This is a genomic window from Kosakonia sp. Marseille-Q7440 (assembly GCF_965119485.1).
Window position 1 is genome coordinate 1,447,173 of sequence record NZ_CBCPLT010000001.1, and the last position, 20,015, is coordinate 1,467,187.

The 20,015-nt window shown below is 57.0% G+C and carries 15 protein-coding genes; 8 read left to right on the forward strand and 7 right to left on the reverse strand.

Features of this window, described 5'->3' with window-relative positions; genetic code table 11:
• Positions 1-102 precede the first annotated feature (102 nt).
• Entirely contained in the window at positions 103-1,305 is a 1,203-nt protein-coding gene (pncB, locus tag ACWPW2_RS06555) for a nicotinate phosphoribosyltransferase (RefSeq protein WP_454121950.1), read from the reverse strand.
• 263 nt (positions 1,306-1,568) lie between these two features.
• Here pncB and pepN point away from each other — a divergent pair, with 263 nt between their 5' ends.
• Positions 1,569-4,181: an aminopeptidase N gene (pepN, locus tag ACWPW2_RS06560; RefSeq protein WP_454121952.1), complete on the forward strand. Its 2,613-nt coding sequence runs from the start codon at positions 1,569-1,571 to the stop codon at positions 4,179-4,181.
• 805 nt (positions 4,182-4,986) lie between these two features.
• Here pepN and ssuB read toward each other — a convergent pair.
• From ssuB to ssuE, 5 genes are read right to left on the reverse strand one after another with little or no spacing between them, the layout of a single operon-like run.
• Positions 4,987-5,763 (reverse strand): aliphatic sulfonates ABC transporter ATP-binding protein, encoded by a 777-nt coding sequence (gene ssuB, locus ACWPW2_RS06565; RefSeq protein ID WP_454121954.1) that lies wholly within the window; start codon positions 5,761-5,763, stop codon positions 4,987-4,989.
• Positions 5,760-6,548: an aliphatic sulfonate ABC transporter permease SsuC gene (gene ssuC / locus ACWPW2_RS06570; RefSeq protein WP_454121956.1), complete on the reverse strand. Its 789-nt coding sequence runs from the start codon at positions 6,546-6,548 to the stop codon at positions 5,760-5,762. The genes ssuB and ssuC overlap by 4 nt, the downstream gene beginning before the upstream one ends.
• Before the next feature lie 7 nt (positions 6,549-6,555).
• Entirely contained in the window at positions 6,556-7,701 is a 1,146-nt protein-coding gene (ssuD, locus tag ACWPW2_RS06575; protein WP_128483253.1) for an FMNH2-dependent alkanesulfonate monooxygenase, read from the reverse strand.
• Positions 7,698-8,669: a sulfonate ABC transporter substrate-binding protein gene (locus tag ACWPW2_RS06580; RefSeq protein ID WP_128483252.1), complete on the reverse strand. Its 972-nt coding sequence runs from the start codon at positions 8,667-8,669 to the stop codon at positions 7,698-7,700. Before ACWPW2_RS06580 ends, ssuD begins: the two co-directional genes overlap by 4 nt.
• Complete coding sequence (ssuE, locus tag ACWPW2_RS06585) at positions 8,662-9,237, reverse strand: NADPH-dependent FMN reductase (RefSeq protein WP_279791932.1); 576 nt, start codon at positions 9,235-9,237, stop codon at positions 8,662-8,664. Before ssuE ends, ACWPW2_RS06580 begins: the two co-directional genes overlap by 8 nt.
• Positions 9,238-9,486: 249 nt before the next feature.
• Between ssuE and pyrD the strand changes: the two genes are divergently transcribed.
• Positions 9,487-10,497, forward strand: a complete 1,011-nt coding sequence (pyrD, locus tag ACWPW2_RS06590; protein WP_454121959.1) for a quinone-dependent dihydroorotate dehydrogenase — start codon at positions 9,487-9,489, stop codon at positions 10,495-10,497.
• A 167-nt stretch (positions 10,498-10,664) separates the two neighbouring features.
• Entirely contained in the window at positions 10,665-11,207 is a 543-nt protein-coding gene (gene zapC, locus ACWPW2_RS06595; RefSeq protein WP_454121961.1) for a cell division protein ZapC, read from the forward strand.
• Here the strand turns inward: zapC and ACWPW2_RS06600 are convergent.
• Positions 11,204-12,313 (reverse strand): YcbX family protein, encoded by a 1,110-nt coding sequence (locus tag ACWPW2_RS06600; RefSeq protein WP_454121963.1) that lies wholly within the window; start codon positions 12,311-12,313, stop codon positions 11,204-11,206. The two genes, zapC and ACWPW2_RS06600, sit on opposite strands and share 4 nt — an antisense overlap.
• A 100-nt stretch (positions 12,314-12,413) precedes the next feature.
• Between ACWPW2_RS06600 and rlmKL the strand changes: the two genes are divergently transcribed.
• The 5 genes from rlmKL to pqiC are packed head-to-tail and all read left to right on the forward strand — an operon-like array spanning position 12,414 to position 19,924.
• Positions 12,414-14,522, forward strand: coding sequence for a bifunctional 23S rRNA (guanine(2069)-N(7))-methyltransferase RlmK/23S rRNA (guanine(2445)-N(2))-methyltransferase RlmL (gene rlmKL, locus ACWPW2_RS06605; protein WP_454121965.1), 2,109 nt, complete (start codon positions 12,414-12,416; stop codon positions 14,520-14,522).
• A 12-nt stretch (positions 14,523-14,534) separates the two neighbouring features.
• Positions 14,535-16,442 carry an ABC transporter ATP-binding protein gene (locus ACWPW2_RS06610; protein WP_454121967.1) on the forward strand — a complete coding sequence of 636 codons (1,908 nt, stop codon included), beginning with the start codon at positions 14,535-14,537 and terminating at the stop codon, positions 16,440-16,442.
• An 11-nt stretch (positions 16,443-16,453) separates the two neighbouring features.
• The gene (pqiA, locus tag ACWPW2_RS06615) at positions 16,454-17,725 is read left to right on the forward strand and encodes a membrane integrity-associated transporter subunit PqiA (RefSeq protein WP_023481363.1); all 1,272 of its coding nucleotides are present in this window, start codon (positions 16,454-16,456) and stop codon (positions 17,723-17,725) included.
• On the forward strand, positions 17,715-19,355 hold the full coding sequence (pqiB, locus tag ACWPW2_RS06620) for an intermembrane transport protein PqiB (protein WP_270220624.1): 1,641 nt from the start codon (positions 17,715-17,717) through the stop codon (positions 19,353-19,355). The genes pqiA and pqiB overlap by 11 nt, the downstream gene beginning before the upstream one ends.
• Positions 19,352-19,924, forward strand: coding sequence for a membrane integrity-associated transporter subunit PqiC (pqiC, locus tag ACWPW2_RS06625; RefSeq protein ID WP_094420316.1), 573 nt, complete (start codon positions 19,352-19,354; stop codon positions 19,922-19,924). Before pqiB ends, pqiC begins: the two co-directional genes overlap by 4 nt.
• Positions 19,925-20,015: the final 91 nt, after the last annotated feature.

The following is a 20,015-nucleotide window of genomic DNA, read 5'->3' on the forward strand; positions in this document are numbered from 1 at the left end:
GGATCACCTATGTTACCTGGCGAGCGCCATCAGACAAGCAGAATTCGCAGGCAGCATTAATAATTTGTCATGAAAAAAGGGAGCCGACTGGCTCCCTGATGATTAACTCGCCTTTCGCACCTGCGGCAGGTCGAAGGCCTCGCGCAGCGCGCGGACGAACGCTTTGTCGTGGCAAATCGTTTTGCCGGGGCTATCGGATAATTTCGCCACCGGTTTACCGTTACACTCCACCAGCTTAATGACGATATTGAGCGGCTTAACGTCCGGAATATCGCAGGTAAGTCGCGTGCCGATGCCGAAGCCAAGCTGGATACGCGAGGCGAAATGGCGGTAGAGATCCAGCGCTTTATTGAGATCGAGGTTATCGGAGAAGACCAGCGTTTTCGACAGCGGGTTGATTCCGAGCTTTTCATAATGAGCAATCGCTTTCTCGCCCCACTCAACGGGATCGCCAGAATCATGGCGCAGCCCCTGATAGCGGGTCGCGAACTCCGGGCCGAAATCGCGCAGGAAAGCATCCATGGTGATGCAATCCGTCAGGGCGATGCCCAGTTTATCCGGGTATTCAGCAAGCCAGGCAGCCAGCGCGGCACGCTGGCTGGTCGCCAGATCGGGGCTAATTTGCTGATGCGCCTGGAACCACTCATGGGCCTGCGTACCCATCGGCGTCAGCGACAGGCGACGGGCGAGATCGTAATTACTGGTGCCAACGAACCACGGCTCCTGTTTAAGCCGCTCAACAATCGCCTGCTGAACATCGGCAGAGAAGCGGCGGCGGGTGCCGAAATCCATCAGCCGGAAACCGGACATATCCAGCGACGCGGTGCGCGCAGCGAAATCTTCCAGTTTATTCTCCAGATGCAGCAGGGCCTGCTGGACGCCCGCTTCAGGCGAGCGGCAGCGGTGCACCACTTCGCTGATCAGCGCCAGCAGCGGCACTTCCCACATAATCACCTCGCGCCACGGGCCGGAGAGGCGAATCGAGAGCTTGCCATTATCGTTGCTGATGGTGACCTGCTGCGGGTCGTAACGGAAGTTACGCAGCCAGGCGAGGTAGTCAGGTTTGAAGAAGGGCAGGCCGGAGAGCCAGAGGAATTCGTCATCCTGCAAGCGCAGATGGCGCATCGCATCAACCTGCTCGCGGATCGCGTCGGCATAAATGCCCAGCAGGTCGTCGCCGCGACAGCGAAATTCCGCCGAGACATGCACATCATAGTAGTGATGGAACACCGCTTGCTGCATGTGCAGTTTGTAGGCATCGGTATCCAGCAGCGTTTGCAGACCAGAAAAAGCGAGTTGAGTCATGGCGCGCAGTAGCATCCTCTTACAGGAGCGTTTAGTAGATTAAACAAAGCAAGTAAGTCGCTGGAGTATACCTTGTTTACTCATTTAGTGAACCCCATCACACCATATCGTCGGAAAAGGGTCGATGGCTTTTCGTGCCCACTGTTATAAAAATGTAGCAGACAGAGCTTTTCCCTCTGAAAAGATAAACATTCTGCGTGGCGCGTTTGTAGCAACCGGAATAGACTGGAACCGTAACCAACAGAAGATGCTAAAGGTTTTTTATGACACAACAGCCACAAGCCAAATACCGCCACGACTACCGTGCGCCGGACTACCTGATTAGTGATATTGACTTGACCTTCGACCTTGACGCCGCGAAAACCGTCGTCACCGCGCTGAGCAACGTGTCACGCCAAAGCGCATCTGCTGCGCCGCTGCGCCTTGATGGCGGCGATCTGACCCTGATTTCCCTGCATATTAATGACCAACCCTGGACGAACTATAAAGAAGAGGGCGGTCAGCTGGTGATCGACGGTCTGCCGGACCGTTTTACCTTACGCATCGTTAACGAGATCAGCCCGGCGGCGAACACCGCGCTCGAAGGGCTCTATCAATCCGGTGAAGCGCTCTGTACCCAGTGTGAAGCGGAAGGGTTCCGTCATATCACCTGGTATCTCGATCGCCCGGATGTGCTGGCGCGCTTTACTACCAAACTGATTGCCGATAAAGCCCGTTACCCGTTCCTGCTCTCTAACGGCAACCGTGTCGATCAGGGCGAGCTGGACAATGGTCGTCACTGGGTGCAGTGGCAGGATCCGTTCCCAAAACCCTGCTACCTCTTTGCGCTGGTGGCCGGTGATTTTGACGTGCTGCGCGACACTTTCACCACCCGTTCCGGTCGTGAAGTGGCGCTGGAGCTTTATGTCGATCGCGGGAATCTCGATCGCGCGCCGTGGGCAATGACCTCGCTGAAAAACTCAATGAAGTGGGACGAGCAGCGTTTCGGTCTGGAGTACGATCTCGACATCTATATGATCGTGGCCGTCGACTTCTTCAATATGGGCGCGATGGAGAACAAAGGGTTGAACATCTTCAACTCCAAATATGTTCTCGCTCGTACCGATACCGCGACGGATAAAGACTATCTCGATATTGAGCGCGTGATTGGCCATGAATATTTCCATAACTGGACCGGTAACCGCGTTACCTGCCGCGACTGGTTCCAGCTGAGCCTGAAAGAGGGGCTGACAGTGTTCCGCGATCAGGAGTTCAGCTCCGATCTCGGTTCCCGCGCCGTTAACCGCATTAATAATGTGCGCACCATGCGCGGCATGCAGTTCGCCGAAGATGCCAGCCCGATGGCGCACCCGATTCGCCCTGAAAAAGTTATTGAGATGAATAACTTCTACACCCTGACGGTGTACGAAAAAGGGGCGGAAGTGATCCGTATGCTGCACACCCTGCTGGGGGAAGAGAATTTCCAGAAAGGGATGCAGCTCTATTTTGAGCGCCATGACGGCAGCGCGGCAACCTGCGATGATTTTGTGCAGGCGATGGAAGATGCGTCCAATATCGACCTCTCTCATTTCCGCCGCTGGTACAGCCAGGCCGGCACGCCGATTGTCTCGGTGCAGGATGATTACAACCCGAACACCGAGCAGTACACGCTGACCATCAGCCAGCGCACGCCGCCAACGGCGGAGCAGCAAGAGAAGCTGCCGCTGCATATTCCGTTTGATATCGAACTTTACGATAACGAAGGGAAGGTGATCCCGCTGCAGAAAGAGGGCCATCCGGTACACAACGTGCTGAACGTGACGCAGACGGAGCAGACCTTCGTGTTTGATAACGTCTACTTCCAGCCTGTCCCGTCGCTGCTGCGTGACTTCTCGGCACCGGTGAAGCTGGAGTATAAATGGAGCGATCAGCAACTGACGTTCCTGATGCGCCATGCGAAGAACGACTTCTCGCGCTGGGATGCGGCACAAAGCCTGCTGGCGACGCATATCAAGCTGAACGTTGCGCGTCATCAGCAGGGGCTGGCGCTCTCGCTGCCGCTGCATGTTGCCGATGCGTTCCGCGCCATCCTGCTCGATGCGCAGATCGATCCGGCGCTTGCCGCTGAGATCCTGACCCTGCCGTCGGTAAATGAGATTGCTGAACTGTTCGACATCATCGATCCGGTGGCTATCGCTACCGTTCGTGAAGCGCTGACCCGCACGCTGGCCACTGAACTGGCTGATGAATTCCTCGCGGTCTACAACGCCAACAAACTCGACAGCTATCGTGTGGAGCATGAGGATATTGGCAAGCGCTCCCTGCGCAATACCTGCCTGCGTTATCTCGCCTTTGGCGATGCGCAGCTGGCGGATAAACTGGTCAGCCAGCAGTATCATGAGGCGGATAATATGACCGATGCGCTGGCTGCGCTCGCGGCGGCGGTTGCCGCCCAGCTGCCTGGCCGCGATCTGCTGATGCAGGAGTATGATGACAAGTGGCATCAGGACGGTCTGGTGATGGATAAGTGGTTTATTCTGCAGGCCACCAGCCCGGCGGCGAATGCGCTGGAAACGGTGCGCGGCTTGCTGCAACACCGCTCTTTCACCCTCAGCAACCCGAACCGTATCCGCTCGTTGATTGGCGCCTTTGCCAGCAGCAACCCGGCGGCGTTCCATGCTGAAGATGGCAGCGGGTATCGCTTCCTGGCCGAAATGCTGACGGAGCTTAACAGCCGCAACCCGCAGGTCGCGTCGCGTCTGATTGAGCCGCTCATCCGCTTCAAGCGTTACGATGAAGGTCGTCAGGCGTTGATGCGTAAAGCGCTGGAACAGCTGAAAGCGCTGCCGAATCTCTCCGGCGATCTCTACGAGAAAGTCAGCAAAGCGCTGGCGTAATTGTATGGAGCACCTTACCCGGCCTGCGCGCTTTGTAGGCCGGATAAGGCGTCAGCCGCCATCCGGCAGTAATGCCCTATGGCGCTGCGCTTATCGGGCCTACGGTTCCTGCACGGCATTGCGGGAAAGGATGTATGGGTTCGGTTGTAGGCCGGATAAGGCGTCAGCCGCCATCCGGCAATGATGCCCGATGGCGCTGCGCTTATCGGGCCTACGGTTCCGGCACGGCATTGCGGGAAAGGATGTATGGGTTCGGTTGTAGGCCGGATAAGGCGTCAGCCGCCATCCGGCAATGATGCCCGATGGCGCTGCGCTTATCGGGCCTACGGTTCCGGCACGGCATTGCGGGAAAGGGTGCATGGGTTCGGTTGTAGGCCGGATAAGGCGTCAGCCGCCATCCGGCAATGATGCCCGATGGCGCTGCGCTTATCGGGCCTACGGTTCTGCACGGCATTGCGGGAAAGGGTGCATGGGTTCGGTTGTAGGCCGGATAAGGCGTCAGCCGCCATCCGGCAGTAATGCCCGATGGCGCTACGCTTATCGGGCCTACGGTTCCGGCACGGCATTGCGGGAAAGGGTGCATGGGCTCGGTTGTAGGCCGGATAAGGCGCCAGCCGCCATCCGGCAGGATGCCCGATGGCGCTGCGCTTATCGGGCCTACGGTTCCGCACGGCATTGCGAGAAAGGGCGCATCGGTTCGGTTGTAGGCCGGATAAGGCGTCAGCCGCCATGCGGCAGTGATGCCCGATGGTGCTGCGCTTATCGGGCCTACGGTCTGGTGTGCGTTAACTTAATATACATAACATCATGCGTGGCGGGTTCGGGGCACAACGTTGTTTTCGGACTCGCCGCGCTGCATCACGCGGTTCAACACCTGCTCTTCCAGTTCGGCCAGCCTGACCGAGCCGAGGCGGCGTGGGCGCGGCAAATCGACACTCACATCAAGGCCAATTTTCCCCTCCTCAATCAGCAACACGCGGTCTGCCATTGCCACGGCTTCACTGACATCGTGCGTCACCAACACCACCGTAAATCCCTGCTCCTGCCACAACTGCGTGAGCAGCGCCTGCATCTCCAGCCGGGTGAGGGCATCCAGCGCGCCTAACGGTTCATCAAGCAGCAGCAATCCCGGTTTATGTACCAGCGCACGCGCCAGCGCAACCCGCTGTTTTTGCCCGCCGGAGAGCGCCGCCGGCCACTCTGCCGCGCGCTGCTCCAGCCCCACCGAGCGTAATGCGGTTTCTGCTGACTCACGCCAGCGACCTTTCAGCCCGAGACCAACATTATCAATTACCGATTTCCACGGCAGCAGCCGTGAATCCTGAAACATCATGCGCGTATCGTGTTGAATAGTGGCAAGGGGCGTCGTGCCTGCCAGCAGCTCACCGCTGTTTGGTGTCTCCAGCCCGGCTAACAGACGCAGCAGCGTGCTTTTCCCGCCGCCGCTGCGGCCCACCACCGCGATAAACTGCCCGGCGGCAATATGTAGATCGAGCCCATTTAACACCGTATTGGCGCCATACCGTTTGGTGACGCCATTTAATAGCAGCGGGATGCCTTGATTCAGTCGGGCAGTATTCATGCTGTCGCCTCCTTCGTATGGTATGCGGGGTGCCAGCGCAGCCACAGGCGCTCCAGCGCCAGCGCGCTAATATCGGCCAGCTTGCCGAGCAGGGCGTAGAGAATGATAGCCACCACCACCACATCGGTTTGCAGAAATTCGCGCGCGTTCATCGCCAGATAACCGATACCGGCATTCGCTGAGATGGTTTCGGCGACAATCAGCGTCAGCCACATCAAGCCGAGCGCAAAACGCACGCCAACCATAATCGACGGCAGGGCACCAGGCAGGATCACATGGGCGAAGAGCGCAAAGCCGGAGAGACCATAGCTGCGCGCCATCTCCACCAGTCCGCGGTCGATATTGCGGATCCCGTGCCAGGTATTGATATAGATCGGAAACAGTGTCCCGAGCGCGACGAGAAAGATCTTCGCCGTCTCATCAATACCGAACCACAAGATCACCAGCGGGATCAGCGCCAGATGCGGCACGTTACGCAGCATCTGAATCGAAGTATCCAGCAGGCGCTCTCCCCAGCGTGAGAGACCGCTAATCAGCCCAAGCGTCAGGCCAATGCTGCCGCCGATGGAGAAACCAATCGCCGCGCGCCAGGCGCTGATCGCCAGATGCTGCCACAACTCACCGCTGGCGCTCAGCGTCCAGAACGCTTCCACCACCCCTTCCGGCGACGGAAAGATACGGCTTGAGAGCAAGCCGAAGGTCGAGGCGAGTTGCCAGACCGCGACAATCAGCGCCGGCAGCAGCCAGGGAGCCAGGCGCAACAACCACTTATTCTCTTTCGCCATCACAACCTCAGCTTTGTGCCACGTTACGCGGAATAAACTCGTTGGCCACCGTTTCACCCTGCGGCTGTAACGGCTGCGGCTGCGGGATCTCGGGGATAGCCACATCCAGATGCGGGAAGAGCAGTTCGCCGACGCGATACGCCTCCTCCAGATGCGGATAGCCGGAGAGGATAAAGCTGTCGATACCGAGAGCGGCATATTCGTTGATGCGCGCTGCAACCGTCGGGCCATCGCCCACTAACGCTGTGCCCGCGCCGCCGCGCACCAGACCGACCCCGGCCCACAAGTTAGGGCTGATTTCGAGCTTATCGCGACGACCGTTGTGTAAGGCGGCCATACGCTGCTGACCAATCGAGTCCTGACGGGCAAAGGCTGCCTGCGCTTTTTCAATTGTTGCATCATCAAGGTGTGAGATAAGGCGATCCGCTGCCTGCCACGCCTCGGCATTGGTTTCGCGCACAATCACATGCAGGCGAATACCGAAGCGCACTTTTCGCCCGTGGGCAGCGGCCTTCGCGCGCACCTGCTCAATCTTCTCTTTTACCTGCTCCGGCGGCTCGCCCCAGGTGAGATAAAGATCGACCTGCTCTGCCGCCAGATCCTGCGCCACATCGGAGGATCCGCCGAAGTAGAGGGGCGGGCGCGGCTGTTGTACCGGAGGGAAGAGCAGCTTCGCGCCGCGTACCTGCAAATGCTTACCGGTGAAATCGACGGTGTCGCCCTCCAGCAAACGACGCCAGATATGGGTAAATTCCGACGACACCTCATACCGTTCACTGTGATCGAGGAACACACCATCGGCCGCCAGTTCCTGCGGATCGCTGCCGGTCACCAGGTTAAACAGCGCCCGTCCATTGGAGAGCCTGTCGAGCGTCGCCGCCTGACGCGCGGCCACGGTGGGGGAGATAACACTCGGGCGCAGCGCAACAAGGAATTTGAGACGTTGTGTAACCGGAATCAACGAGGCGGCCACCAGCCAGGCATCTTCACAGGATCGTCCGGTGGGGATCAGCACGCCGCTAAAGCCGAGCCTGTCGGCTGCCTGGGCGATCTGCTGCAAATAGCCATAATCAACCGGCCGCGCGCCGTGGTCGGTGCCAAGGTAGTGACCATCACCGTGGGTCGGTAAAAACCAGAACAGATTCAGACTCATGATTTCGCTCCTTCTTGGGTCGGCTGCCAGATACGGCTACGGATATCGACTTTTTTCGGTACCAGATGGTTTTCATAGAAAAGATCGGCGGTCTGCTGCTGCAGTGCGGCCGTTGCCTCGTTCACCGGGGTGATTTTGGTCGGCGGGCGATGATCGAAATAGGTGGCGATCACTGGCTGCGGCAGCCCCATGGTTTTGGCAAACAGAGCGACACTCTCGTCGCGCTGGCTAATCGTTAATGCATCCGCTGCGCTGAAGGTATCGAGTACGCCCTGGATAAAGGCACCGTTCTTCTCGGCATAGGGGCGCGCGGCTAAGTAAAACGAACCGGTCTGTTTGAGGGTGGTGCCATCCTTCAGCACCCGTACACCGCCTTGTAACAGGGCGGCAGAGTAGTAGGGATCCCAGATAGCCCAGGCATCGACATTGTGTTGCTGGAACGCGGCACGGGCATCTGCCGGGCTGAGGAACACCGGCTGGATATCGCTGAATTTAAGCCCGGCCTGTTGCAGCGCCCGCAACAGCAAGTTATGAGAGCTGGAGCCCTTCTGGAACGCGACTTTATGGCCCTTCAAATCCGCCACGCTTTTGATCGGGCTATCTTCAGCCACGAGGATCACTTCCGCTTTTGGTTTCGGCGGCTCGACGCCGACATAGACCAAGTCTGCGCCCGCAGCCTGGGCGAAAATCGGAGGGATATCGCCCGTGCTGCCGAGATCGATACTGCCGACATTCAGCGCTTCAAGCATTTGCGGCCCGGCCGGGAACTCAATCCAGGAAATTTTGGTATGCGGATAGCGCTGCTCCAGCAGGCCGTGGCTTTTCGCCAGCACCATGCTGACGCTCCCTTTTTGATAACCAATACGCAAAGCCTCCGGCGCGGGCTCGGCGGCCTGCGCCCAGGCAGAGAGGGTGAGCAGCCCGCCAAGCAGCAGCCCGGTGGCAGAAAACGAGAGGCGGTTAAACATGAGCAACTCCTTGCGGGGCGTGGAAATCCGGGGCTTTAATGTCGCGGCGATGCAGCGCCTGCCAGAAGGTCTCCAGCGCGCTGTCCAGCCGGCCTTGCAGATTGGGCGTCAGGCTCGGTTTATGTTGATAATCGAGCACCTGACTGTCGTCGGCGAAAACACCGTGGAGGATCTCCTGTGCCTTGAGGGCGCTCAGCACCGGTTTCAGGGCGTAATCCACCGCCAGCAGATGCGCTACCGTGCCGCCCGTTGCCAGCGGTAAGACCACTTTGTCTGCCAGCGCGCGCTCAGGAAGCAGGTCGAGCAGGGTTTTTAAGGCGCCGGAATAGGCTGCTTTATAGACCGGTGTGGCGACAATCAGCCCGTCGGCCGTGCTGAGTTGCTCAATAAAGGTTTGCAGTGCCGGGCTGTCGAAGCGGGCATAGAGCAGGTCTTCAGGATCAAAGTTATGGAGATGCCAGTGATTTACCTCAACGCCCTGCGCGGTAAGGCGATCGCGGGCATACTCCAGAAGTGCGCTGGAGCGCGAGGGAAAGCGGGGACTGCCGGCCAGAGTGACAACGCGCATGCTTACTCCTTATAACCAAATGTTTGCTTTTAGATAACATTGATAACAATTTCAGGCAGTGTGACAGAGGCGGTTTATTCCCCTAAATGATTTATTCGGGGAAAAGTTGCTGAAATTTGCATAAAGAGAGGGCATGAGAGGAAAACGATTGCGCGGAATGGGCTTTTTTTGCCACAGGTCAATTCCCTTTCGCTGCGCTTTCCCTGATAATACGCCCCCGGTTTGCACACCGGGAATCCAGGAGAGTTCATGTACTACCCCTTCGTTCGTAAAGCCCTTTTCCAGTTCGATCCAGAACGCGCGCATGAATTAACGTTTCAGCAGCTGCGCCGTATTACCGGCACGCCGCTGGAAGCGCTTGTCCGCCAGCGTGTACCGGCAAAACCGGTGCAGTGTATGGGACTGACCTTTAAAAATCCGCTTGGCCTGGCCGCTGGTCTGGATAAAAACGGTGAGTGTATTGATGCGCTGGGCGCGATGGGGTTTGGCTCAATTGAGATTGGCACCGTGACGCCTCGCCCGCAACCGGGAAATGATAAGCCGAGGATCTTCCGCCTGGTGGAGGCTGAAGGGCTGATTAACCGCATGGGCTTTAACAATCTTGGCGTCGACAACCTGGTTGAGAATGTCAAAAAGGCGCATTTTGACGGCGTGCTCGGCATTAATATTGGCAAAAATAAAGATACGCCGGTGGAACAGGGTAAAGATGACTACTTGATCTGCATGGAGAAAATTTACCCCTATGCCGGTTATATCGCCATCAATATCTCGTCACCAAACACCCCTGGATTGCGCACGCTGCAATATGGCGAAGCGCTGGATGATTTACTCAGCGCCATTAAAATTAAGCAGAATGATCTACAAGCTCGCCACCATAAATATGTTCCGGTGGCGGTGAAAATTGCGCCCGATCTTTCTGAAGAAGAGCTAATCCAGGTCGCTGACAGTTTAGTTCGTCACAATATTGATGGCGTTATTGCCACCAATACCACCCTCGACCGGGCATTGGTTCAGGGAATGAAGCACTATGATGAAACCGGTGGTTTAAGTGGACGCCCTCTGCAATTAAAAAGTACGCAAATTATCCGACGTCTGTCACAAGAATTATCCGGGCGTTTACCGATTATTGGCGTCGGTGGAATTGACTCGGTGATCGCCGCACGCGAGAAGATGGAAGCGGGCGCTTCGCTGGTGCAAATTTATTCTGGTTTTATTTTTAAAGGCCCACCACTGGTAAAAGAGATCGTCACCCACCTCTGATCTTTTTCCCCTCCTGCGCAACCAGGGCTTTATTTCCGGCCCTGGTTGTTTTATATTCCGTCACTGTTGCTAATTTAAACATTTCAGTCTTCAATTATTAAGTTAATAAGCGAGGCGGCACAACGGATGAAAAAACAACAGGATGTTTAGGGGGAAAGGGGGAAACAATGCGAATTAAACCTGACGATAATTGGCGCTGGTATTTTGATGAAGAGCACGATCGTATGATGCTCGATTTAGCCAATGGTATGTTATTTCGCTCCCGATTCGCCCGTAAAATGCTGACGCCTGATGCGTTTTCCCCGTCTGGTTTTTGTGTTGATGACGCTGCGCTTTATTTCTCCTTCGATGAAAAATGCCGCGATTTAGAATTATCTAATGAGCAACGCGCCGAGCTGGTGCTCAATGCGCTGGTGGCAATCCGCTTTCTTAAACCGCAAATGCCGAAAAGCTGGCACTTTTTGAGCCACAACTCCCCGTGGACGCCCGCCACTGGCGACGGTGCCTGCGTCTGGTTAAGCGATACGCAAGAGTGCGTGAATTTGCTGGTGGTAGAGCCGGGAGAGAACGCGACGCTCTGCCTGCTGGCGCAGCCCGGCGTGGTGATTGCCGGGCGCACGATGCAGCTGGGCGATGCGATAAAAATTATGAACGATCGCCTGAAGCCGCAGCTTAATGCCGCGAGCCTCGCTTTCGAGCAGGCGGTTTAAGGTTCCAGCCGTAGCGACGTTTTCGGTACGCAGCTGCAACTGAGGATAGTGCCATCCTCACCCAGCGCTGACTGTTTCAGCGCACTCACTTCCCCTTCCACTAAACGTATCCGGCAACAGCCACAGATGCCTGCGCGACACGAGTAGGGCACGCGGATCCCCTGGTTTTCCAGCTGCTCCAGCAGCACCTGCTGGTTATTACCGCGAAAGGTCTGACCCTGCCACTCAATATCCACCGTGCCTGCGGGTTGCGCCTCCGGTTCAAGTGATTCAACTACCGCCCCCGCGCCATATACTTTCGCCGGGCTGGTGGCCAGTACCGCAACCTCATCGCCGGTGCGAATTACGCCGCTGTTGCGGGCAATTAAATTCTGACCGAAGTCGACGTCGCCATTATCCTGCGCCGTGCGGAACTTTTGCAGCGTGGCGAGCGGCTCGCCGGCAGGGTGTTTCTGGCCGCGCTCGGGGCTGACGGTGGTGAAGATGCAGCGGCTGCACGGTTTAACCACGTCAAACACCACGTCGCCAATGCGCACCACTTTCCAGCTATCCTCCTCCCACGCCTGCGCCCCGGTCACCACCAGGTTGGGGCGAAACTGCTCCATCTGTACGCTGGCAGGGCAATGTTGTTGCAGATCGCGCAACGAGGCTTCATTGGTTAACAGATAGGGAAAGCCATCGGCAAAGGAGAGGGGGACCTCTTCGTGGCGCTTAACGCGGCGGGTCGGATTTGTGCCCACCCAGCGTAGCTGCACCTCGCGGTCGAAAAAGCCGCTCAGCCACTGGTTGATGGCCGCAGGGGCAATCAGCGCCGTAAAGTGGTTGCCCCACACCTCGGTAGGTGCGGCGTCGGGGGAAAAATCGGCAAAGCGGATCACCGCACTACTGCCGTCGGGCGCGGTCAGATGCAGGCCATCCGTTAAAGGCGAGGGCAGAAAACGCACCATCTGCGGAAACTGACGCGCGGTAATAAAGGTGCCATCAGGTTGCGTGACCATAAAAACCCGGTCAAACGCGAGGCCGCTGGCATCGGCGAGGGCATGCGTCAGGCCAATACCGCGCATGGATTTCACCGGATGGATATAAAGACGTGAAAGCGTAGGCACGTCTTCCTCCCTGTTAGACGAAAATAAGCCCTCAACTTTATGACATGAGGGCGAGATTAGCTATAATGCGCAACAATTTTCGTAGAGTGTAAGTGACATTATGATTTCTCTGTTTGCCAGTACGGCCCGTGGGCTGGAAGAGCTGTTAAAAACTGAACTTGAAAAACTCGGTGCTATGGAGTGCCGCGTGGTTCAGGGTGGTGTCCATTTTGAAGGCGACACGCGGCTCCTGTACCAAAGCCTGATGTGGAGCCGCCTGGCCTCGCGCATTATGATGCCGCTGGGAGAGTGCAAGGTTTACAGCGACCTTGATCTCTATCTCGGCGTGCAGGCGATCAACTGGACAGAGATTTTCAACCCGGGCGCGACCTTTGCCGTGCACTTCAGCGGGCTGAACGATGAGATCCGTAACAGCCAGTACGGCGCGCTGAAAGTGAAAGATGCGATCGTCGACAGCTTTACGCGCAAAAACCTGCCGCGCCCGAACGTCGAACGTGAAATGCCGGATCTGCGCATTAACGTTTGGCTGAACCAGGAAACGGCGCATATCTCGCTCGATCTGAGCGGCGAGGGCCTGCACCTGCGCGGCTACCGCGATCGTACCGGCATCGCGCCGATCAAAGAGAACCTGGCCGCAGCCATTGTGATGCGCTCCGGCTGGCAGCCGGGCACGCCGCTGCTCGATCCGATGTGCGGCTCCGGTACGCTGCTGATTGAAGCTGCCATGGCGGCAACCGATCGCGCCCCCGGCCTGCACCGCGGTCACTGGGGTTTTAGCGGCTGGGCGCAGCATGACGATGCCATCTGGGGTGAAGTGAAAGCCGATGCGCAAAACCGCGCACGCGAGGGGCTGGCAGCGTATGAGTCCCGTTTTTATGGCTCCGACAGCGATGCCCGTGTCATTGAGAATGCCCGTAAAAACGCCCGTCGTGCCGGAATTGGCGAGCTGATCACCTTTGAAGCCAAAGATGTCGCGCAGCTCAGCAACCCGATGCCGCAAGGCCCGTATGGCACGGTTATCAGTAACCCGCCTTACGGCGAGCGTCTGGAGAGCGAACCGGCGCTGATTGCCCTGCACAGCCTGCTGGGCCGTCTGCTGAAGGCGCAGTTTGGCGGCTGGAACCTGTCGCTGTTTAGCGCCTCGGTCGATCTGCTCAACTGCCTGCAGCTGCGCGCCGATCGTCAGTTCAAAGCCAAAAATGGCCCGCTCGACTGCGTACAGAAAAACTACCATCTGGCGGAAAACACCGGCGAAGCGAAAGCGCCAGCGATGGCGGAAGATTACGCTAACCGCCTGCGTAAAAACGTTAAGAAGCTGGAGAAGTGGGCGCGTCAGGAGGGGATTGAGTGTTATCGCCTGTATGATGCCGATCTGCCGGACTACAACGTTGCCGTCGACCGCTATGCCGACTGGGTAGTGGTGCAGGAGTACGCCGCGCCGAAAACCATCGATGCACAAAAAGCGCGTCAACGCCTGTTCGATATTATTGCCGCCACCATTCACGTGCTCGGCATTGCGCCTAACAAGCTGGTGCTGAAAACTCGTGAGCGCCAGAAGGGCAATAATCAGTACCAGAAGATGAATGAGAAGGGCGACTTTATCGAGGTGAGCGAATATAACGCGCGCCTGTGGGTCAACCTGACGGATTATCTGGATACCGGCTTGTTCCTCGATCACCGTATTGCCCGCCGCATGCTGGGCCAGATGAGCAAAGGCAAAGATTTCCTTAACCTCTTCGCTTACACCGGCAGCGCCAGCGTTCATGCGGGTCTGGGCGGCGCGCGCTCGACCACCACCGTCGATATGTCCCGCACCTATCTCGAGTGGGCGGAGCGTAACCTGCGCCTGAATGGCTTGAGCGGTCGCGCGCATCGCCTGATCCAGGCCGATTGCCTCGGCTGGCTGCAGGAGACCGATGAGCAGTTCGATCTTATCTTTATCGATCCGCCAACCTTCTCCAACTCTAAGCGTATGGAAGAGTCTTTCGATGTGCAGCGCGATCATATGCGCCTGCTGGAAGACCTGAAGCGCCTGATGCGTAAAGGGGGCACCATTATGTTCTCCAATAACAAACGCGGTTTCCGTATGGATCTCGACGGGCTGGCGAAGCTGGGGCTTAAAGCACAAGAAATTACCCAAAAAACGCAGTCGCAGGATTTTGCCCGCAATCGTCAAATCCACAACTGCTGGCTGATTACCGCAGCCTGAGAGGATAAATAGATGTCATTAATTAGTATGCACGGCGCGTGGCTCTCATTCAGCGACGCACCGCTTCTCGATAATGCGGAACTGCATATCGAAGAGAATGAGCGCGTCTGTCTGGTGGGCCGTAACGGCGCAGGCAAATCGACGCTGATGAAGATCCTCAACCGGGAAGTGAATCTCGATGATGGTCGCATTGTTTATGAACAGGATTTAGTTGTTGCACGTTTGCAGCAGGATCCGCCGCGCAATGTCAGCGGCAGCGTCTACGATTTCGTTGCCGAAGGTATCGAAGAGCAGGCAGAGTATCTCAAGCGTTATCACGAGGTCTCTCACCTGGTGATGACCGATCCGAGCGACAGAAACCTCGCTGAGCTGGCGCGCGTGCAGGAGATGCTGGATCACCACGGTCTGTGGCAGCTGGAAAACCGTATTAATGAAGTGCTGGCGCAGCTCGGCCTGACGGCTGATATGTCGCTCTCGGCGCTCTCCGGCGGCTGGTTGCGTAAAGCGGCGCTGGGGCGCGCGCTGGTCAGCGGGCCGCGCGTGCTGCTGCTGGATGAGCCAACCAACCACCTCGATATCGAAACCATCGACTGGCTGGAAGGGTTCCTGAAGTCTTTCGGCGGCACCATTATCTTTATTTCCCATGACCGTTCGTTTATCCGCAATATGGCGACGCGCATTGTCGATCTCGATCGCGGCAAGCTGGTCTCTTATCCGGGCAATTACGACCAGTATCTGCTGGAGAAAGAGGAAGCGCTGCGCGTAGAGGATCTGCAAAACGCTGAGTTCGATCGCAAGCTGGCGCAGGAAGAGGTGTGGATCCGTCAGGGCATTAAAGCGCGTCGTACCCGTAACGAAGGGCGCGTGCGCGCACTGAAAGCGATGCGCCGCGAGCGCAGCGAGCGCCGTGAGGTGATGGGCAGCGCAAAAATGCAGGTCGAGGAGGCATCCCGCTCCGGCAAGATCGTCTTCGAACTGGAGCATGTTAATTACGGCATCGATGGTAAAGCGCTGGTGCGTGACTTCTCCACCCAGGTGCAGCGCGGCGATAAAATTGCGCTGATTGGCCCCAACGGCTGCGGTAAAACGACCCTGCTGAAGCTGATGCTTGAACAGTTGAAAGCCGATAGCGGCCGCGTTCACATTGGTACCAAGCTTGAAGTGGCCTATTTCGACCAGCATCGTGCTGAGCTTGATCCCGACAGAACCGTAATGGATAACCTGGCGGAAGGTAAGCAGGAAGTGATGGTCAACGGCAAGCCGCGCCATATCCTTGGCTATCTGCAGGACTTCCTGTTCCATCCGAAGCGGGCAATGACGCCAGTGCGCGCGCTGTCAGGCGGGGAGCGTAACCGCCTGTTACTGGCGCGTCTGTTCCTGAAACCCAGCAACTTGCTGATTCTCGATGAACCGACCAACGACCTGGACGTGGAGACCCTCGAACTGCTGGAGGAGCTGATTGATAGCTACCAGGGCACGGTTCTGCTGGTGAGCCACGACCGTCAGTTTGTTGACAACACGGTGACCGAATGCTGGATCTTCGAAGGGGAAGGGCGCATTGGTCAGTATGTTGGCGGCTATCATGATGCGCGCGGCCAGCAGGCTGCTTCGCAGGCGTTTAAACACTCTGCGGTGCAGAAAAGTGCCGAGGCGCCTGCCGCCAAAGCAGAAACTGTTAAACGCAGCGCCAGCAAACTAAGCTATAACCTGCAGCGTGAGCTGGAACAGCTGCCGCAAAAGCTGGAACAGCTGGAAGCCGAGCTGGAAACCTTGCAGGCGCAGGTGGCCGATGCGAGTTTCTTCAGCCAGCCGCACGATCATACGCAAAAAGTCCTCGCTGACATGGCGTCAGCCGAGCAGGCACTGGAAGCGGCGTTTGAACGCTGGGAGTATCTGGAGGCGCTGAAAAACGGCGCATAGAGGAAAGCGGTATGTGTGAACACCACCACCATGGCACGCGCCACATTCTCTGCTCGCAATGTGACATGCTGGTGGCGTTACCGACGCTGCAACATGGACACCGGGCGGCGTGCCCGCGCTGCGGCACAACTCTGACGACCGAATGGCAGGAGCCGCGGCAGCGCCCGACGGCGTACGCCCTCGTCGCTCTGTTTATGCTGCTGCTCTCCAATCTTTTCCCCTTCGTCAATATGCAGGTGGCGGGCATTAGTAGCGAGGTGACGCTGCTTGAGATCCCAAGCGTCATGTTCTCAGAAGATTACGCCAGCCTCGGCACGCTCTTTCTGCTTTTCGTCCAGCTGGTGCCTGCCTTCTGCCTTATTACTATCCTGCTGCTGGTAAACCGAGTGCGGATGGATTTTCGCCTTAAAATCGCGCTGGCGCGGGTGCTGTTTCAGTTAAAAAGCTGGGGCATGGCGGAGATTTTTCTTGCCGGCGTGCTGGTGAGCTTCGTTAAACTGATGGCATATGGCGATATCGGCATCGGCAGCAGCTTTATTCCCTGGTGCCTCTTCTGCCTGCTGCAACTGCGCGCGTTTCAGTGCGTCGATCGCCACTGGCTGTGGGATGACATCGCGCCTGCGCCTGTACTTGAACAACCTCTGCGTGTGGGCATCACCGGCATCCGTCAGGGGCTGCGCTCGTGTCCCTGCTGTACGGCAATCGTGCCGATGGATAATCCGGTTTGTCCGCGCTGCCATACGCGTGGTTATGCCCGGCGACGCCACAGCATTCAGTGGACGCTGGCGCTGCTTGTCACGGCGATCATGCTCTATCTGCCTGCTAATATTTTGCCGATCATGATAACGGATCTGCTGGGCGATCCGACGCCATCGACCATACTGGCGGGGGTGGTGTTGTTATGGAGCGAAGGCTCCTATCCCGTGGCGCTGGTGATTTTTATTGCCAGCATTATGGTGCCGACGCTGAAAATGATCGGTATTGCCTGGCTCTGTATTGATGCGAAGGGTTATGGCAGACGTGACAGCGAACGGATGCATTTTATTTATGAAGTGGTCGAGTTTGTCGGCCGCTGGTCAATGATTGATGTCTTTGTTATTGCAGTGCTATCTGCGTTAGTTCGCATTGGCGGGCTGATGAATATCTATCCTGCAATGGGTGCGCTAATGTTTGCGCTGGTCGTTATTATCACGATGTTTGCGGCGATGACTTTCGACCCGCGTCTCAGTTGGGATCGGGAGCCACAAACGCACCATGAGGAGTTGTCAGAGCATGGAGAATAAACAGGGCGAAGCCCAGGTGCAAAAAGTAAGGAACTGGTCACCGGTCTGGATTTTCCCGATCGTGACCGCGCTGATTGGCGCCTGGATCCTCTTTTATCACTACAGCCATCAGGGTCCGGAAGTGACGCTGATCACCACTAATGCTGAGGGCATTGTCGGCGGGAAAACGACGATCAAGAGCCGCAGCGTGGATGTCGGCGTCGTAGAGAGTACAACGCTGACCGATGATTTAACCCATGTGGAGATCAAAGCACGGCTCAACTCCGGCATGGAAAAACTGCTGCATAACGACTCAGTATTCTGGGTGGTAAAACCGCAGGTCGGTCGGGAAGGAGTCAGCGGCCTCGGAACGCTGCTTTCGGGTGCCTATATTGAACTTCAGCCGGGTGCTAAAGGCAGCGTGCCCGATCAATATACCTTGCTGGATGCCCCTCCGCTGGCGCCGCCGGATGCTAAAGGCATCCGCGTGATCCTCGACAGCAACAAGGCGGGACAGCTCTCACCCGGCGATCCGGTGCTTTTCCGTGGCTATCGTGTAGGTTCGGTTGAAACCAGTAACTTTGATACGCAAAAACGGACCATGACCTACCAGCTCTTTATCAATGCGCCGAACGATCGGCTGGTGACCAGCAATGTCCGTTTCTGGAAAGATAGCGGTATCGCCGTCGATCTCACCTCTGCCGGCATGCGTGTCGAAATGGGATCGCTGGCGACGCTGTTTGGCGGCGGCGTTAGTTTTGATATCCCGGATGGGCTGGACTTAGGACAGCCGGTGGCCGAGAAGAGCGCCTTCAAACTCTATGACGATCAGCGCAGTATTCAGGATTCGCTCTATACCGACCATGTCGACTATCTCATGTTCTTTAAGGATTCGATTCGCGGCCTGCAGCCGGGTGCGCCGGTGGAGTTCCGCGGTATTCGTCTCGGAACCGTGAGCAAGGTGCCGTTCTTTAACCCGGGCATGCGCCAGGCACTGAACGATGATTACCGCATTCCGGTTCTGATCCGCATTGAGCCTGAGCGGCTGGCGAATCAGCTGGGACAGGATGCGGATATGACCGCGCATATGAAAGAGCTGCTTAATCGTGGCCTGCGCGCTTCCCTGAAGACCGGTAATATCGTCACCGGCGCGTTGTATGTCGATCTCGACTTCTACAACAACGCGCCGCCGATGAAAGAGTTTACTGAGTTTGAGGGCTACCCCATCATTCCAACGATGAGTGGCGGCCTGGCGCAGATCCAGCAGCGCCTGATGGATACGCTGGATAAGATTAACAACCTGCCGCTCAATCCGATGATTCAGCAGGCAACAAACACGCTGACGGAGAGCCAGCAAACTCTTAAACGTCTGCAAACGACGCTGGATAACCTGAATAAATTGACTGCCAGCCAGTCGATGCAGCAGCTTCCGGCGGACATGCAGTCCACGCTGCGCGAGCTTAATCGCAGTATGCAGGGCTTCCAGCCGGGATCGGCCGCCTACAACAAGATGGTGGCGGATATGCAGCGTCTGGATCAGGTGTTACGGGAGCTTCAGCCGGTGCTGAAGACGCTGAACGATAAGAGCAATGCGCTGGTATTCGAAGCGAAAGGGAAAGACGATCCGCAGCCGAAGAGGGCGAAACAATGAGAAAGAGCGCACTGGCGATGCTTGTCCTGTTATTAGCCGCCTGCAGCAGCGGCGGCGATAACAAAAGTTACTACCAGCTACCTTCGCCGTCGGTAACCACGACGCAGTCGATGACCGGGCAAACCCAGGGTAACCGCCAGCTCTGGGTTGAGCAGGTCTCTGTGCCGGATTACCTGGCGGGAAATGGCGTGGTGTATCAAACCAGCGATGTTCAATACGTTATTGCCAATAACAACCTCTGGGCCAGCCCGCTCGATCAGCAGTTACGTAATACGCTGGTGGCGAATCTGGGCAACGCCTTACCCGGCTGGGTTGTGGCATCGCAGCCGCTGGGTAGCGAGCAGGATACGCTGAATGTGACGGTAACCGGTTTTCACGGCCGCTATGACGGGCGCGTTATTGTTAGCGGCGAATGGCTGCTCAAGCATCAGGGCAGTTTGATTAAGCGACCTTTCCACATCGAGCTTAAACAGCAAGAAGATGGTTACGATGCGATGGTGAAAACGCTGGCTCAGGGCTGGCAGCAGGAAGCCGCCAGTATCGCCGCGGAGCTGAATCGTCTGCCATAAGTAGATTTAATGATCAAACGAGCCGCAACGGGACTTCACCTGTTGCGGCTTTTTTTGTTTTTGAGCTCAGAAACTTAGTCAGGGAAACGTG

Excerpts from the sequence above, each read along its gene's own strand:
- pepN (WP_454121952.1), top strand. The coding sequence starts at position 1,569 with ATGACACAACAGCCACAAGCCAAATACCGCCACGACTACCGTGCGCCG.
- pyrD (WP_454121959.1), top strand. The coding sequence starts at position 9,487 with ATGTACTACCCCTTCGTTCGTAAAGCCCTTTTCCAGTTCGATCCAGAA.
- zapC (WP_454121961.1), top strand. The coding sequence starts at position 10,665 with ATGCGAATTAAACCTGACGATAATTGGCGCTGGTATTTTGATGAAGAG.
- ssuC (WP_454121956.1), bottom strand. The coding sequence starts at position 6,548 with ATGGCGAAAGAGAATAAGTGGTTGTTGCGCCTGGCTCCCTGGCTGCTG.
- ssuD (WP_128483253.1), bottom strand. The coding sequence starts at position 7,701 with ATGAGTCTGAATCTGTTCTGGTTTTTACCGACCCACGGTGATGGTCAC.
- ACWPW2_RS06610 (WP_454121967.1), top strand. The coding sequence starts at position 14,535 with ATGTCATTAATTAGTATGCACGGCGCGTGGCTCTCATTCAGCGACGCA.
- pncB (WP_454121950.1), bottom strand. The coding sequence starts at position 1,305 with ATGACTCAACTCGCTTTTTCTGGTCTGCAAACGCTGCTGGATACCGAT.
- ssuE (WP_279791932.1), bottom strand. The coding sequence starts at position 9,237 with ATGCGCGTTGTCACTCTGGCCGGCAGTCCCCGCTTTCCCTCGCGCTCC.
- ssuB (WP_454121954.1), bottom strand. The coding sequence starts at position 5,763 with ATGAATACTGCCCGACTGAATCAAGGCATCCCGCTGCTATTAAATGGC.
- pqiC (WP_094420316.1), top strand. The coding sequence starts at position 19,352 with ATGAGAAAGAGCGCACTGGCGATGCTTGTCCTGTTATTAGCCGCCTGC.
- rlmKL (WP_454121965.1), top strand. The coding sequence starts at position 12,414 with ATGATTTCTCTGTTTGCCAGTACGGCCCGTGGGCTGGAAGAGCTGTTA.
- ACWPW2_RS06580 (WP_128483252.1), bottom strand. The coding sequence starts at position 8,669 with ATGTTTAACCGCCTCTCGTTTTCTGCCACCGGGCTGCTGCTTGGCGGG.
- pqiB (WP_270220624.1), top strand. The coding sequence starts at position 17,715 with ATGGAGAATAAACAGGGCGAAGCCCAGGTGCAAAAAGTAAGGAACTGG.
- pqiA (WP_023481363.1), top strand. The coding sequence starts at position 16,454 with ATGTGTGAACACCACCACCATGGCACGCGCCACATTCTCTGCTCGCAA.